A 15,354-nucleotide genomic window follows, 5' to 3' on the forward strand; every position below is an offset into this window, starting at 1 on the left:
CTTTTTAGTTCCACTGGAGGAACTCTTCGGTTCCAGCGGTGGAAACGTCTATTAACTAGCAAATTCGTATCTTTGTGACCTAACAAACAGATAACGAATAACTATGAGCCACTCCTCACTGATTAGCGAACTGAAGGCGCGTGGGATGATTCATAACATCATGCCAGGTACCGAAGAGCAACTCACAGAGCATCTGACGACTGCCTACGTGGGCTTTGACCCGACGGCTGACTCGCTCCACATCGGTCACCTTGTCGGCGTGATGATGCTACGGCACTTACAGCGTGCTGGGCACAGACCGATAGCTCTACTGGGTGGAGCTACCGGTATGATCGGCGACCCATCGATGAAGTCTCAGGAGCGCAACCTCCTTGACATGGACACGCTCCGACACAATCAGGAGTGCATCGGTCGGCAGCTGGGGCACTTCCTGGACTTTGAGTCGGACGCTCCCAATAAGGCGCTACTGCTCAACAACTACGACTGGATGAAGGACTACAGCTTCCTCAACTTCATCCGAGACATCGGTAAGCATATTACGGTGAACTATATGATGGCGAAGGATAGCGTCAAGCGTCGTCTCGAGGCAAATGCCGAGGCGGGACTCTCCTTCACCGAGTTCTCCTACCAGCTCCTCCAGGGCTACGACTACCTGCACCTCTACCGTGAGTACGGTTGCCGTGTGCAGATGGGTGGCTCCGATCAGTGGGGCAACATTACGACTGGTACGGAGCTGATACGTCGTATCGATGGTGGCGAAGCCTTTGGCGTGACCTGTCCGCTCATCAAGAAGGCGGACGGTACGAAGTTTGGCAAGACAGAGAAAGGCAATGTCTGGCTAGATCGTCGCTACACGTCACCCTACACTTTCTGCCAGTTCTGGCTCAACGTCTCGGACGAGGATGCCGAGCGCTTTGTCAAGATCTTTACCAGCATACCACTAGAGGAGATTGATTCGCTCATAGAGCGTCACCGTCAGGCTCCACATGAGCGCCTGCTCCAGCATACGCTTGCAGAGGAGCTCACGGTCATGGTTCACGGACGTGAGGACTATGAGCAGAGCATGTCGGCTGGGCAGATACTATTTGGCAATAACACGCACGACCAACTGCGCCAGATGCCCGAAGAGCTACTCGAGGAGGTGATGGCAGGCGTACCACACTACAACGTCGGACGGACGCTCCTAGAGCAGGCTGGTGGTGTCAAGCTGCTAGACTTACTGGTGGAGCATGCTCCGATCTTTAAGTCCAAGGGCGAGCTACGCAAGCTGATTGATTCGAACGGCATCAGCCTTAACAAGGAGAAGGTGGCTGACCAAGACTGCGTAGTCACCACCGATGACTTGATCGCTGGTCGCTATCTGCTGGTACAGCGAGGCAAGAAGAACTACTACCTCATCGTGGTCTCTGCCTAGCACTAGAAGGGTAGTGCTATGCTCCTCTCGGTCGTCCTCGTCAACTACAAGGTCCCGCAGCTAACCATCGAGGCGGTTCGCTCGGTGCTGGCTAGCTGTCGCCTGATCGAGGGCGAGAGTGAGGTGATCGTGCTGGACAATGCTTCGGGCGATGACTCGATGGCTCGTCTCCGCACAGCTTTTGGCGCAGAGCCTAAGGTTAAGCTGCTGGAGAGCCCGACGAATGGAGGCTTTGCTCGTGGCAATAACCAAGCTATTGCCGAGGCAAGTGGCGACTACCTCTTGTTACTCAATCCTGATACGCTAATCGGGGAGTCAACGCTGTCGTACTGCTTGACCTTCCTCCGTACTCATCCCGAGGCGGGCGCCGTAGGGCCTCGCCTCATTAACCAGTCTGGGGCGATGCACCCTGAGTGCAAGCGGGGCGTGCCTACGCTGTGGCATAGCTTCTGCCGCTTGACACGTCTCTACCGCTTGGCACCTCGCTCCGCTTGGTTCAATGGTTACTACCAGGGGCATCTCTCGCCTGACGAGGTGCAGCAAGTGCCGGTGCTGACGGGCGCCTTCCTGATGATGAGACGGGCACTATACCAAGCGGTGGGCGGACTGGACGAGCGCTACTTCATGTATGGCGAGGACATTGACCTCTGCTACACGATAGAGCGGGCGGGCTACCACAACTACTACCTCCCCACGCCAGTACTACACTACAAGGGCGAGTCGGAGCAGGCGGTCGATAGGGTACGCTACGAGGAGAACTTCTACGGAGCGATGCGCCTCTTCTACCTCAAGCATCAGGGGCGCGGCTGGTGGAGCCGACGCGTGACCACGCCGCTGGTACTGGCTGCCATAAACCTGCAGCGTCGCCTGGCACGTTGTCGTCGCAAGACGAAAGCTTCGCTACCGCCATCGCACACAGTGTCGCTGACGCTTGCTGAGTTGGTCGCAGATATAGACGCCTTCCCTGAGGGAACTTACCTACAGCTCTCGCTAGCGGGGGCTTCGTACGACTCTTTGCTAGAGACTATGGAGCGCTGCGCTACGCGGAAATACCTATTTATAGTAAACGCATAAGACTATTTCGCTGAAGCTATGAAGCACAAACCGATTATCATAGGCGTAGCGGGCGGGACCGCCTCGGGCAAGAGTACCCTGGTGCGCCGTCTGCAAGAGACCTTTGCTGATGAGGATGTCGTAGTCCTCAGCCACGACTACTATTACAGGGCGCACGACGAGCTGCCTCTGGAGCAGCGTGCTAAGCTTAACTACGACCACCCCGACGCCTTCGACACGAAGCTTATGTGCGAGCAGATTAGCCAGCTCTGCGAGGGGCATAGCGTGGAGCGCCCCGTCTACTCCTTTGTCAATCACAACCGCATCCCCGAGACGGTCACCATAGATCCGCCTTGCGTGCTGATCATTGACGGCATCTTGATCTTTGAGAATGAAGAGCTGCGCGACCTGATGGATGTCAAGATCTACGTGCAGACGGACGACGATGTGCGCCTAGCACGTCGTATACAGCGTGACGTCAAGGAGCGAGGACGTAGTGTCGACTCAGTCATCGAGCAGTATCTCACGACGGTCAAGCCGATGCACCAGCAGTTTGTCGAGCCTTCACGACGCTACGCCGACTTGATCATTCCCGAGGGAGGCTTCAACTCCGTTGCCGTACGTCTGCTCATAGACAATGTGCGCTCGCTACTCTCCTCAAGAGCTAAGCATTAGAGATAGAGGATAGATGTTGGACCAGATATCAGGCTTTGACCTCTCAACTCTCACGTGGTCTGAGGTGACGGTCACGAGTATTCTAGACTTCGTCGGGACCTTCGCCTTCGCCATCTCCGGGATCCGCTTGGCATCGACCAAGCAGATGGACTGGTTTGGCGCCTACGTGCTGGGAGTCACGACCGCTGTGGGCGGAGGTACGCTACGCGACCTCTTCCTCGGGGCGACCCCCTTCTGGATGCTCCAGCCCTCCTATCTGATCATCACCTTTGTGGCGCTGCTCTACGTATATATCTTTAGGAAGATCTTGATCCGCACAGCGCCGACAGTCTTTATCTTTGACGCTATCGGACTGGGACTCTTTATGGTGGTGGGTGTGGACAAGACGCTCGCCATGGGCTTCCCCAGCTGGGTGGCGGTCATCATGGGTACGGTGACCGGCTCCTTCGGGGGACTACTGCGAGACATCATCCTCAACGTGACTCCACTCATCTGCCGACAAGACATTTACGCCCTGGCCTGCATCGCTGGAGGCGTCATCTACACACTGATGCTTCGCTTCGTACCTATAGATACGGTCTACGCACAGCTCATATCGGCTGGCATGGTCATCCTGATACGCATCCTGGCGGTGCACTATCACTGGCACTTGCCTCAGCTCAAAGGGATCGATAGCTCCAACTAACTTACACTCTTATGAAAAACATTATGACCTTCTTACCGCTTGCCCTAACCCTCTTACTGGCTTGCCAGCCCTCCACGGATAGCAGTGCCGAGGTGACAAATGTGGATACGATTACAGCTGCAGACACGGTCGTAGCTGAGCCTCAGCCTGAGCTTACGGCTGAGCAGATCGTCATTGACCGAGAGCTCTCCTTTGACAAATATACGCTCGAGGATTCCTATGAATATAAGGAGGAGACGCGAACCATTCAGTGGGATCAGATACGAGAGCAGCTCCTCCGCATAGAGCAGCTACAGGCAGAACCTCATCAGTGGGGCGTCCTGCAAAACTATAAGAACCTAAACGGCGAAGCTCCCCTCACGAAAGTGTGGTCTCGTGATAGCTACAGGCTAGTCTCCGACTCGCTCGGCGTGGAGCGCTATCAGTCGGTGCCCCTCTACGCACCCACAGACACCAACAAGCCAGAGCTTTATGGTCGTGACGGGACGCTCATAGCGATGACTGACACACTGGGCAGTGAGTTTTGGCAAGGGCGAGTTGAGTCTCCCGAGGCTGACTGGTATGTACCTAAGCGCTATGTCAAGCTCTTGAAGCGTGATGTCACCTTCTCGCACGTTGTCGTAGTGGATCGCAAGAACCAACACATCATTGTGCTGGAGCGTCAGGCACCAGCGCACTACCTCGTGCGGAGCATCAACCCCGCCACGACGGGACGCCACAAGCCCCCTCACGCCAAGGAGACACCCTTGGGCATCTTCCTCCTACAGGAGAAGAAGCCTAAGATGTTTTACACCAGTGACGGTTCCAGCCGCATCGCTGGCTTTGCCCCGTGGGCTAGTCGCTTCACTTGCGGAGCCTATATACATGGTGTCCCCGTAAACAATCCCAAGGGTCGGATCGTCGAGTACAGCCCGTCTCTTGGCACCACGCCCCGCTCCCACATGTGCGTCCGCAACGCCAGCTCACACGCTAAGTTTGTCTACGACAACTGTCCCGCGCTTGCCACGCTTGTCGTCGTGATCGAGTGACCGTTGCGGCAGGGCTGACGCCTTACAACCAGCCGTCTAGGAACTACGCTTGACGATAACTGGGGATACACGGTTCGAGCATCACTACAGAGTGGTTACGGGACCTCTCTGATTACGCCCTCCTCCCGAAGAATGGAATTCCTACCTAGGAATTGGCCCAATAGCTACCTAGGAATTGGTCCAATAGCTACCTAGGAAATAAAAAATTCTTCGGAGGAATCAAATGAAACTTCGGAGGAATCAAAAAATAAGTCCGAAGAATTTGCCCATTTCCTAGGTAGGAAATCAGAAATATCCACGGGACTATTTGGTCATTTCCTAGGTGGGAAATGAAACGAGCTCATTTTTAATGAGACTGTTGCAGAAAGGCGAATCGCTGCGTTGCTTTCGGGATTCGGCTTCGGTCACATACGGAGGTATGCTCCCTTCAGACCTCACCCTCAGCGCCTTGCGCTTCATCCTTTCTGCAAAGTCAGGACAATCTTGCAAGCAAGATTGTGAGACTGTTGACTTTTGCAACAGTCACATACGGAGGTATGCTCCCTTCAGACCTTACCCTCAGCGCCTTGCGCCTCATCCTTTCTGCAAAGTCAGGACAATCTTGCAAGCAAGATTGTGAGACTGTTGACTTTTGCAACAGTCTCTTAATGCGTCAGCCCTGACCGTCGCGGAGGTCCGGCTTGTGGGGTAAAATATTATTTGTACCTTTGCAGGCGAAATACATCGTCGTACTCATTGTCGCCCCATCGAGGTGGGGCATTGGGTGGCGAGGATGATATGAATGTCTCACAAATAACCTCATAACAAGATGTACCTAGACAGTACCAAGAAGCAAGAGATCTTCGCACAGTACGGAGCCTCTGCACAAGACACTGGAAGTGTCGAGAGCCAGGTAGCTCTCTTTACCTATCGTATCCAGCACCTTACGGAGCACCTTAAGGAGAATAAGAAGGACTTCTCTACGTCACGTAGCCTGAAGATGCTCGTTGGTAAGCGTCGTCGTCTACTCGACTACCTCGCTAAGAAGGATATCGAGCGCTATCGTAAGCTCATCGCCGACCTAGGCATTCGTCACGCGACGAAGTTCTAAGGCGAGCTTCCTGTCAATAGCTAGAAGAGGAGATTCGACAAATAAATCCTCCGAGGCTATTGCAGATTCAAAAAGTTTTCGTACCTTTGTACTCACAAATCGGCAGGACACCCTTTATCACCCTTTGCTGGTTAGGAAGAGCGATGGCTCTGAAAGGGTTTTGAGTCAGTAGACTCACGACATACAAGGGAGGCTGATATAAGAGGGGGGTGTCCGATATGCGGAAGTAGCTCAGTTGGTAGAGCACAACCTTGCCAAGGTTGGGGTCGCGGGTTCGAGTCCCGTCTTCCGCTCTTCGATACGAAAGATATTGGTTTAGAGTAAGAACAGATAAGCGTAGTGAGCCTAGCTCCTACGCTTATCTTGTTTGTATAGTATGCCCATCATACAAAAGAGAGGCGACTCTGCTCCGAAGAGCAGGGTCGCCTCTCAGTAAATATGTGAGACCAAGTCTCAGGATCGAACTAGTTCTCTATGGTTGGAGTACCTTTTCTAGATGACCCGTAGAGAGGATCTGTAGGAGCATAGTCCGAATTCGTTGTCCCGTCATACTTGAGGAATTCAACATTGTCGACTTTACATTTTTCGAACTTCACCCCAGTAGCATCAGCGATGTCTCCGACCAGTCCTGCGATGTTTGTCGTAGACGAACCATTGACACGTAGGCTGACGTAGTTAGCTGTACACTCGGTTAGTGTATGGTTCTTATTTAGAGATCCAACCATACCTCCGATTTGGGAGCCCTTTGCCTGAATTGTGATATTTGTCACACTACACTTCTTGAATACGAAAGGCTTATCGGGATTCGTATATCCGACGAGTCCTCCCACATTCTGGGTCTTGAGGAAGCTGTTAGCCCCCTTAATGAAAACGTTTTTAGCATGTACGTTCTCTAGATTTCCAGAGAAGTATCCAACACATCCGGCAAAGTAAGCCGACTCACTATGTTTCTTTCCAGTCTCCACCGTTACGCCTTCGAGACCATTGATCGTGATGTTTTCGAAGGTTAGATTCTTGATGTCTCCATACCAAACCCCAAAGACCCCTGTTTGTTGCTCTCTCTTGAAGAAGCCACTGGTCTTGAAGAGGAATTTCTGAACACTGAAGTTACGTAGGGTATGGCCGTTTCCATCGAATGTTCCGCAGGGACCACCAAAAGCACCATCGCGAGGCCCGATGGGGTACCAGTCAATACCATTCATGTCAATGTCCGACTCGAGCTTGAAGACTTTATTAGCACCTAGCTCTTTAGGGTTATCAGCGACCCACATCAGCTCTTCACGATTGGTGATGTGATAGGTCTTGATTGTTTTACCACCCACCTCACTGGTGGTAATTGCGGGCTTCTTGGAAGTTACTCCTTGAGGAGCAAACCAAGACTGATGATTGTTGTACTCCTCAATAAAGTTCTCTTCGATAAGCACCTTGATACTAGTTGCAGTCGTTAGGAGGTTACCCATGAGGGTGGTTAGGTAGTTACGCTGGATAGGTACATTGACTGCGAAGTCGTAGGTTGAGATAAGCTGTCCGTCTTTGCCACCCTTTTTAGCCGTGAAGACTACGTGAAGAGGTGTCTGCTCAGACTGGTCAGTCATTAGGTAGTCTACGGTCATGGTGCGGTTGTGCTCATCAGAGTCATAACCGAGCATGTAGTCTTTCTTGTCCTTGTCTATATTGACATCGTAGGTGATGATGCCTGCATCATCCTTCGCCGTGAGAGGAGTGCCCGTAGAGGCGCCCGTCAGGAGGTTCATAGAGTTGAATCTCTTACAATCTGCGCCATAGTACTGGATAGAGAAGTAGTCCGGCTTGTCAGCAGGAACTAGCCCCCAGTCTGTAGTAACGACGCGGATCTTAGAGAAGGGACGGCGTAGTACGAGCGTCTCGTTAATAGCCGTCGTACCAACATTTATGTCCTTAGTGATCCAATAAGCATCGCGAGACTCGTCGTTCAGCTGCTTGTTAGCTTCATCGAGGCAAGTGATGTTTGTGAAGTCGGTGGTGTTGTAGTGAAGGTCGGCGGTCTCACCTTGCTTGACGAAGTCCGCCCAGACTACGAACTTGTATTTTCTATTGGGTGTTAGTCGTAGCTCATAAGTGATCTCCTCGTAGGAGTCTACGGTCTTGACTAAAGGCGCAATGACACTCTCGCCGTTATCGTTGTAGACAGCGAGCTTGTATCGGATGTCGTATTGCGACATGTCTACGTTAGTGATACCACCCTTGGCACTAGAGCTATTGGCGGAGGCACGGAGGGCCTGCATGTCTTCGGGGAGAGATAGCTTGATAACTACTTTACCCGGATCATTGCTGTCTAGCTGGTCATTCCTCTGGCATGAAGCTCCGATCAGGAGGATAGCTAGAGAAGCCAGGAAAAACTTGATTCTTTGATTCATACTGCTACTGTTAATTGTTGGTTTATGATATGTGATTGGGACTCTTCCTTTGTGTCGTCAGAGAAAAGATTTCCTAGTATTTCCGCTTGCTTATATCTTGATAACAAATTCTCCGTCGAAATCTTCATCGATCTTTATACCATCGTCTTTTCCGAAGCTCTTGGTCAGGAAATACCCCTCAAGTAGCGTCTCATGGTTCCTTAGGAGAGGGATGTGTACGCCTTTTATGTGGCTGATTTCTTTGTTGTGGTCATAAATATAGAAGTCCGCAACAACGACATTCTCTTCGCTCCAAGAGGTGAATATATAGTCTAGCGCCAGCGAAACAGTTTTATGGTCAGAAGAGACGTATATCTCTGGTTTGACGTTCACGCTGTAGTTCACCCCAAACTTATTAGGTCTGCGCTCAGGTACATTATATCCGACGGCAGCGAATTGGGTATAGATAATCTTTACTGTGATATCCTCGATATTACTGCCAGAGAGTAGGTAGTCTCCGTAGTCGATAGCTCTAAGCCAATAGCGAGCGTTAGGCCTCTCCATGTATATAGGTATCTTACGATCTCTAATCACTCTATGGGCATCGGCTGCAGAGGCTGGGTATCCCTCTGGCGTTAGGGTATAGTCTATGATGAAGTCTTCGGTCCCGACTGCGCAACTTCTCAAGTGCGCATTCTGTGGATAGGTCGAGAGGTCTGTGCCAATGTGCGTGAGATCTGATGTGAGGTAGTGCCAGTCCTTGATGTCATTCGCCTTAATGTAATCGGCAAAGGCTGCAACCTTGTACTTCCCCTGAGGTAGATACACATGTATCGTGTCCTGTGGGGGAAGAGCGTTGTAAGGCTGAGTGACTACCCTTCGTTCCACGACATTTCCTGCTTCGTCATAGATTTCGGCAGTAATTCTCATCTGATACCCTTCCCCTAGCTCGTAAGGTAGTGATGGAGTCTCGTTAAGCTTGATTACTTTCGAGTTGTATTTCTCATCGAAAACCACCTTTTTGTAGTAAGGAGGAGGAGTCCTATCTGCATTAAACTCTAAGATTACTAGAGATTTGTCAGGTATAGGGTACTCGTGTATGGTCCTATCACACGAAATAAAAGAGAGAATGGATAGGGCCATTACTATGGCTATGGATAATCTGTACTTCATCGGTTATATTTCATTTGCGTGGGGTATACCACTTGTACATGATGGTTAGTCCAGCTCTAGTTACGCCCCAGTAGCTTTCGTGAGTATTGCTATTGAATTTGGCTCCATTGTGCCAGTTCCGGTATGAGTCGTAAATATAATCTGCGTACCCAACACCGATGTTTGCTTCTAGAGCCCATTTCTTGTCTTTACCAAAGTTCCAAGAGTATCCGTATCCAATGCCCGCATTCCATAGTGCATAGTTGGGGTCTTGGTAGCGTCCCTTGTCGTTGAGGGCAATGTTGAATCCGAGTAGAGCTCCATGTAAACCTACGAAATGGCCCTCTCCTGCTTTTTGTCCGAGCCAGTATCTAAATTCTGGTTGCGAGCCGAGAAGTCTGATCTTCCTATCAGGGACTCGAATGTCGTAGGGTGAGTACACAAAGGGAATGTCTAGAGAAGTCTTTCTCCATAGCTCGACTTCCACTCCCAGGTTCGCCACGAGGATTCCATCGAAGAGGAGATTGTTTTTAAGGGCGAAGAAACGTGTTTCAGCAGAGGGAAGAAAAAAGGCGTCTAGCTTTGGTAGCATATTTGCTTTGGGGCGCGGAAGGAGCATCGGGGGCATGGGCGGGATCTTAGGAGTCTCTACATCATAAGCTTTGCATACAATGACCATGCGAGCATTTCTGAAGGGGGTGAAGAGTCCGTAGATGAGGTTATGCCAAGTCTTGCCGTTGTCAATAGCACGGATCTTCCTTTTTCTCAAATCCCAATCTGAAGTACTATCAATGATTTCTAATAAGCGATCTCTGTAGGGATAGTCCTTATTCTTGATTAGTGCTCTACGAAATCCCTCCCAGTCCTCTGCTAGGTTTTGAGTGCGTACCAAAGTGGGGTTCACAGAGGTATTTTCGAGAATAAAGTTCTTGAGGATTTCAGATCTCCATAAACCTAGATCGTAATTGTGTGCCACTGGTCCCTCGGGGGAAGCACTACCTCCAATCCATAGATATTGGAAATCGACTCTCTTGTCTTGAAGTACTTGATCAACGAGAGCAGCCACACTGTCTAGTTCAGGAGAAGGTATGTATTTATGCTTGTCGATCCCAAAGATAATAGGGACTAGCCCTGTCTCGCTGTATGCGATGACGGAGTCTGGCTTGTTATCTGGAAGGAATACTACGTGCTTAGGATACACCATACGCCCGACGATAGGATTTAGCTTATCATTTTGGGCATAGATAGATACCGCTAGAGCTAGGATAGATAGTATTGTCAGTATGAATCTTCTCATAAGAAAAGTTTACTTATAGAGGTTTGGCCGATATCTGGGAGGCAATTATAAAGGTTCCTTGTAACCTTTGGAACTAGAGCAAAGAGATGAGTAAAACCTACGTCCTTTATTTGCTAGCAGTCGGTTTGCGTGAAACGATGTCTTGTCTTCAAAATACAACCGTACTTCTGTGAATGATGTGAATCGGAATCGTCATACTCTGGGAGCAAAGATAGTTTTTTTTTCCATACTGGCAATGTAGGCTAGGTATCTCAGTTTTTCAAACGAATTAGATATCTTTGCCAACGAAGGACTGTCTTTCTTTGCAGAGACTCCATGGCAGCCACTGTCGTGAACCAGAGGTAAGAGATACATTTACATCAACACTAAACTATACATGACCAATATGAAAAGACTTATTGCACTATTGGCAGTTGCCGCTCTCGTCTTGGCTGGATGTACCAGCAAGAAGGCGGAAGGCGATGAGACCGCGGCAGCAGACTCCACTCAGGAAGTCACCACGCAAGAAGAGACGACTCCAAGGGTTGACCCCGAGGAGGCTAAAGCCCTTATCACCAAGCTCTACACCGAGCTTTACGTCAATGACAAGACCCGCGATGAGATTTCGAACTCCCTTGGCGACAAGCTTAATGCAAAGCTAAATGAGAAGGACGGTGAGATGCCAGTAATCGACTACGATCCGTTTATCAATGCTCAGGACTTTGATGCCAAGAGTGTCATGTCTTCACTGACCATCACGGAGCTGTCAGAGGGTCTATACCAAGTAGAGGTAGAGCCTCTAAAGGGATACAAGGAGACCATTCAGCTGACAGTGGGCTATGATGACAAGGGTGAGCTAAAGATCCTTGATATACCAAGCAATCCCGACATTTCAGTCTTGAAGTAAGACAACAGGTCTATCACTCAGCAAAAGAGGGTGTGCCGATTGCGACAATCGACACGCCCTCTTTTGGCTCTGTAAGTGACCAAAGCCCGACGCTAGCATTTGTGAGACTGTTGCAAAAGTCAACAGTCTCATCTGTGTAGCCTTGACTATTCGAAGCAGAAGGTGAGCATGATCATGCGCCCAGTGCCACGGCGTAGCGCATTGGTATAGCGCAGGCTAGCTCCATCGTCGAGGTCGGGGCGGTGGTGGCGGATCAGGTCGGTCACGCCAAAGTCAAAGCGTAGCTCAGGCGAGAGCTTGAAGTAGCGCAGGTAGATGTCGCAGCCTACGCCAAAGGTCCACCCCGCCGAGAGCGGAGCAAATTGCAGGGGAGCCCCTTTCTTCTGCCCCATATTTAGCAAACCGTAGACGCCCCCCACGAGGTATGGGCGAGTATCGTTGAAGCGTACGGAGCTGTACTTGACCAGTAGTGGTAGCTCGATCTGACTGGTGCGCATCGGTATCGATTCAAAGGTCTCCTCGCTCGTCTCGCCCCAGTTCTTAAAGAGCAGTCGCTGCTCCCCAAAGTGTAGTGTCGGCAAGATCCGTATACTCCAGTCTATGTGTGGGTTGTAGTTGGCAATGACCCCTACGCTAAAGCCTGGACTATAGCTCGGCACAGCCGCATAGAGTGTCTGCGCCTCCCCCTCCGTCGGCCCAAGGTTGTCAATGATCAGGTCCTCCACATGCGCTCCCACATGAAAGCCCCAGTTAAATCGTCTATGATCCGCATAGGGGCGCGTCATCGGTCGGGCCGTCTGCGCAGAGAGCGTGGTAGCCATCGGCACCCCCAGCAGCAGGAGCAGGAGCCCCACCAGCCAGTAGCGACGACCTAGTGAATAGGTGTGATATGTACTTATGACTTGCTTCACAAAAGAGTAGTTGGCTACGTGATTCAAACGTCTATCCGACAAAGATATTGTATATTTGCCTGATTTAAGCACCCAAACCATAGTAAAGCTCATGCAGGTATACAATCTATCCGAGAGACCTTCACTCCTGACCCACTTCATCTCTGAGATACGAGACCGAGAGATCCAGAGAGATCCCCTACGCTTTAGAGCAAACATAGAGCGTATCGGCCACATCATGGCTTACGAACTGAGCAAGCAGCTCCACTATCAGACCCGTCCCGTAGAGACCCCGCTCGGCACGGCGCCCACGGCAGTTCTAGACGAGCAGTTGGTCGTGGCAACGATCCTACGTGCTGGACTGCCTCTCCATCACGGCTTCCTAGACTTCTTCGATCGTGCCGAAAACGCCTTCATCTCGGCCTATCGCAAGGTCAAGGATGATGAAGACTTTGACATACATGTCGAGTATGTCGCTGCGCCAGACCTGACCGACAAAGAGCTACTCCTCGTTGACCCCATGCTCGCCACGGGAGGCTCTATGCACCTCTCCTGGCAGGCGCTCCTCAAGAGCTGTGGCACACCGCGACACACCCATATGGTCGCCATCGTGGCTAGCCAACAGGCTATTGACTTCCTCCACTCTCAGTTTGACGACAAGGCTCCCGTCACGCTATGGGTCGGTGTCATTGACCCAGCGCTCAACGAGCACGCCTACATCGTTCCCGGTCTAGGCGATGCGGGCGATCTATCCTTCGGTAGTAAGCTCTAAGGTATCGCTTCATTGTCCACACTACGTGACATAGAGCTATTGGCTCCCGCCTCCTCGCTAGAGGGTGGTCTGGTGGCGCTCTCGGCGGGTGCCGACGCGGTCTATGTAGGCGCTCCTCAGTATGGTGCTCGGAGTGCTGTCGGAGTCTCGCTGGAGGATATACGGCAGCTCTGCGAAGCGGCTCACACCTACGCCGCACGAGTCTATGTCGCCCTCAATACGATCCTCACTGATAGCCAGTTAGCTCATGCTTTGGAGTTGGCGCATCAACTCTACGAGGCGGGTGCCGATGCGCTCATCATACAGGATCTCGGCCTGCTCACGCAGGACCTTCCGCCCATCCCACTACATGCGAGCACGCAGTGCCACAACCATTCGCTAGAGCAGCTACAGATGCTCTCCGAGCTCGGCTTCGAGCAGGCTGTCCTGCCACGCGAGTGGAGCTGTCAGGATATCGCAGCGGTGCGAGACAAGACCCCGTTGCGACTCGAGGCATTCGTCCATGGGGCGCTCTGCGTCTCCTATAGCGGTCGCTGCTTCATCTCCGAAGCGCTCTCACAGCGCAGCGCCAATAGAGGGCAATGCGCTCAGTACTGTCGCATGACTTACGATCTCGTCGATGCCCAGGGGCAAAAGCTTCGCCAGGGCGAGCACCTCCTCTCTCTGAGAGACCTCAACCGCACCGAAATCATCGAGGAGATGATTGATGCGGGTGTCAGCTCCTTCAAGGTGGAGGGACGGCTCAAGGCGCTCCCTTACGTGCGCAACGTCATCGCCCACTATCGTAAGGTGCTAGACGAAATCTTGACCCGACGTAGTGATCAGTTGCGTCGTCCCTCATGGGGCACGACGGGGTATACCTTTACGCCACTGCCTGAGGCGACCTTTGCCCGCCCCTTTACCACCTACAATACGCCCCTCGGGGCGCCAATACCTACCGACAGCATCACACCGTATAGCAGCAAAAGCCTCGGCCAGCCGATCGGCACGGTGACCCAGAGCCGAGGACGGGAGCTCGAGATAGCACTTCTGAGCGACGACATCGAGCTGGCTAATGGCGATGGAGTGGTCGCCTACACGATCGATAAGAAGCTCGTCGGAGCGCAGATCAATCAGGTGATGCCCGCTAGGCGAGCTGGGTGCTATCGCCTGCGACTTTCTCAGGCGATTGAGCTACCGCAGGGGGCGACGCTCTGGCGCAATCTCAACCACCTCCTAGAGGCTCAGCTCCTACGCCCTGACGCCTCTACCCGCACCATGCCCGTGACGCTACATCTGAAGGCGACACCCGATCAACTCACCCTAGAGATGCAACTCACGGAGGCGCCCGAAATGTCGGTCACACGTAGCCGTGCAGTCACGCTAGAGCCCGCACAGCGAGATAATACGGAGCATATAGAGCGCACCCTCCGCAAGCTTGGCGATACGCCATACCGAGCTAAACGAGTGACCTTGAGCCTTGACGGACTCTTCGTCCCGCCTTCACTCGTGGCAGAGCTGCGACGAGAGCTCTCGGAGGAGCTACAGCGTCAATGCCTTGCGAAAGCTTTGCAGCGCAGAGATGCCATCGGCAAGCCCCTACAGCAGAAGCGCATAGACCGACTTCACACGTCAGACCCTACGGCGCGTCAGCGGTATGGTCTGCCCGACACACTGGACTTCACTTACAACGTGGCCAACGAATCGGCACGTGAGCTGTACCGTCACCTAGGAGTCGCAGGTCCTATCGCACCCGCACTGGAGGTAGAGCGCCCTGAGGGGTCTATCCCAGTGATGTTTACCCGTCACTGCCTGCTACATCAGCTCGGTTACTGCACACGTACGGGTCGCAAGCCACCCTTCGCACTGCCACTCTACCTAGTCCGCGGGCGAGACCGTCTGCGCATCGCCCACGACTGTCGCCACTGCATGATGACCCTCTGGCTAGACCCCTCTAATCTCTAACTTCTAATCTCTAACCTCTAAATTCGTACCTTTGCGGTAGCACCTGTGAGATGTAATGCTCGCGGTGGTGCACAAACTGCATTTTATCACGAA

The 15,354-nt window shown here is 52.1% G+C and carries 13 protein-coding genes and 1 tRNA gene; 10 read left to right on the forward strand and 4 right to left on the reverse strand.

Annotation, left to right across the window (positions count from 1 at the left end; genetic code table 11):
* The first annotated feature begins 103 nt into the window (after window positions 1-103).
* From tyrS to L215_RS0102235, 7 genes are all read left to right on the forward strand, one after another.
* Window positions 104-1,414, forward strand: coding sequence for a tyrosine--tRNA ligase (gene tyrS, locus L215_RS0102205; RefSeq protein WP_027451274.1), 1,311 nt, complete (start codon window positions 104-106; stop codon window positions 1,412-1,414).
* A gap of 18 nt (window positions 1,415-1,432) precedes the next feature.
* Window positions 1,433-2,488: a glycosyltransferase family 2 protein gene (locus tag L215_RS0102210; protein ID WP_025883850.1), complete on the forward strand. Its 1,056-nt coding sequence runs from the start codon at window positions 1,433-1,435 to the stop codon at window positions 2,486-2,488.
* Window positions 2,489-2,506: 18 nt separating this feature from the next.
* Window positions 2,507-3,142 carry a uridine kinase gene (gene udk / locus L215_RS0102215; RefSeq protein WP_025883849.1) on the forward strand — a complete coding sequence of 212 codons (636 nt, stop codon included), beginning with the start codon at window positions 2,507-2,509 and terminating at the stop codon, window positions 3,140-3,142.
* A 13-nt stretch (window positions 3,143-3,155) separates the two neighbouring features.
* Entirely contained in the window at window positions 3,156-3,827 is a 672-nt protein-coding gene (locus tag L215_RS0102220) for a trimeric intracellular cation channel family protein (protein ID WP_025883848.1), read from the forward strand.
* Between the two features lie 11 nt (window positions 3,828-3,838).
* Entirely contained in the window at window positions 3,839-4,855 is a 1,017-nt protein-coding gene (locus L215_RS0102225; RefSeq protein WP_025883847.1) for a L,D-transpeptidase, read from the forward strand.
* An 808-nt stretch (window positions 4,856-5,663) separates the two neighbouring features.
* Window positions 5,664-5,945 carry a 30S ribosomal protein S15 gene (gene rpsO, locus L215_RS0102230; protein ID WP_025883697.1) on the forward strand — a complete coding sequence of 94 codons (282 nt, stop codon included), beginning with the start codon at window positions 5,664-5,666 and terminating at the stop codon, window positions 5,943-5,945.
* Between the two features lie 220 nt (window positions 5,946-6,165).
* Window positions 6,166-6,238, forward strand: a tRNA-Gly gene (locus L215_RS0102235).
* 171 nt (window positions 6,239-6,409) lie between these two features.
* Here L215_RS0102235 and L215_RS0102240 read toward each other — a convergent pair.
* The 3 genes from L215_RS0102240 to L215_RS0102250 all read right to left on the reverse strand — a co-directional run bounded on the left by L215_RS0102240 (window position 6,410) and on the right by L215_RS0102250 (window position 10,769).
* Window positions 6,410-8,341, reverse strand: a complete 1,932-nt coding sequence (locus L215_RS0102240) for a DUF6562 domain-containing protein (RefSeq protein ID WP_025883698.1) — start codon at window positions 8,339-8,341, stop codon at window positions 6,410-6,412.
* 90 nt (window positions 8,342-8,431) lie between these two features.
* Window positions 8,432-9,493, reverse strand: a complete 1,062-nt coding sequence (locus L215_RS0102245) for a DUF6562 domain-containing protein (protein ID WP_025883699.1) — start codon at window positions 9,491-9,493, stop codon at window positions 8,432-8,434.
* Window positions 9,494-9,503: 10 nt separating this feature from the next.
* Window positions 9,504-10,769 carry a DUF3575 domain-containing protein gene (locus tag L215_RS0102250; RefSeq protein WP_025883701.1) on the reverse strand — a complete coding sequence of 422 codons (1,266 nt, stop codon included), beginning with the start codon at window positions 10,767-10,769 and terminating at the stop codon, window positions 9,504-9,506.
* 385 nt (window positions 10,770-11,154) lie between these two features.
* On the opposite strand from L215_RS0102250, the gene L215_RS0102255 reads away from it, so the two are divergent.
* Window positions 11,155-11,655 (forward strand): DUF3828 domain-containing protein, encoded by a 501-nt coding sequence (locus L215_RS0102255; protein ID WP_161634283.1) that lies wholly within the window; start codon window positions 11,155-11,157, stop codon window positions 11,653-11,655.
* 146 nt (window positions 11,656-11,801) lie between these two features.
* On the opposite strand, the gene porT is transcribed toward L215_RS0102255, so the two are convergent.
* On the reverse strand, window positions 11,802-12,566 hold the full coding sequence (porT, locus tag L215_RS0102260; RefSeq protein WP_238296505.1) for a type IX secretion/gliding motility protein PorT/SprT: 765 nt from the start codon (window positions 12,564-12,566) through the stop codon (window positions 11,802-11,804).
* 91 nt (window positions 12,567-12,657) lie between these two features.
* On the opposite strand from porT, the gene upp reads away from it, so the two are divergent.
* Entirely contained in the window at window positions 12,658-13,317 is a 660-nt protein-coding gene (gene upp, locus L215_RS0102265; protein WP_025883706.1) for a uracil phosphoribosyltransferase, read from the forward strand.
* 12 nt (window positions 13,318-13,329) lie between these two features.
* Window positions 13,330-15,261, forward strand: coding sequence for a peptidase U32 family protein (locus L215_RS0102270; protein ID WP_025883707.1), 1,932 nt, complete (start codon window positions 13,330-13,332; stop codon window positions 15,259-15,261).
* Window positions 15,262-15,354: the final 93 nt, after the last annotated feature.

Source organism: Porphyromonas uenonis DSM 23387 = JCM 13868 (assembly GCF_000482365.1).
GTDB lineage: Bacteria > Bacteroidota > Bacteroidia > Bacteroidales > Porphyromonadaceae > Porphyromonas > Porphyromonas uenonis.

Coding starts and splice junctions, on each gene's coding strand:
- tyrS (WP_027451274.1), top strand. CDS start 104: ATGAGCCACTCCTCACTGATTAGCGAACTGAAGGCGCGTGGGATGATT.
- L215_RS0102255 (WP_161634283.1), top strand. CDS start 11,155: ATGAAAAGACTTATTGCACTATTGGCAGTTGCCGCTCTCGTCTTGGCT.
- L215_RS0102240 (WP_025883698.1), bottom strand. CDS start 8,341: ATGAATCAAAGAATCAAGTTTTTCCTGGCTTCTCTAGCTATCCTCCTG.
- L215_RS0102220 (WP_025883848.1), top strand. CDS start 3,156: ATGTTGGACCAGATATCAGGCTTTGACCTCTCAACTCTCACGTGGTCT.
- rpsO (WP_025883697.1), top strand. CDS start 5,664: ATGTACCTAGACAGTACCAAGAAGCAAGAGATCTTCGCACAGTACGGA.
- udk (WP_025883849.1), top strand. CDS start 2,507: ATGAAGCACAAACCGATTATCATAGGCGTAGCGGGCGGGACCGCCTCG.
- upp (WP_025883706.1), top strand. CDS start 12,658: ATGCAGGTATACAATCTATCCGAGAGACCTTCACTCCTGACCCACTTC.
- L215_RS0102250 (WP_025883701.1), bottom strand. CDS start 10,769: ATGAGAAGATTCATACTGACAATACTATCTATCCTAGCTCTAGCGGTA.
- L215_RS0102225 (WP_025883847.1), top strand. CDS start 3,839: ATGAAAAACATTATGACCTTCTTACCGCTTGCCCTAACCCTCTTACTG.
- L215_RS0102245 (WP_025883699.1), bottom strand. CDS start 9,493: ATGAAGTACAGATTATCCATAGCCATAGTAATGGCCCTATCCATTCTC.
- L215_RS0102210 (WP_025883850.1), top strand. CDS start 1,433: ATGCTCCTCTCGGTCGTCCTCGTCAACTACAAGGTCCCGCAGCTAACC.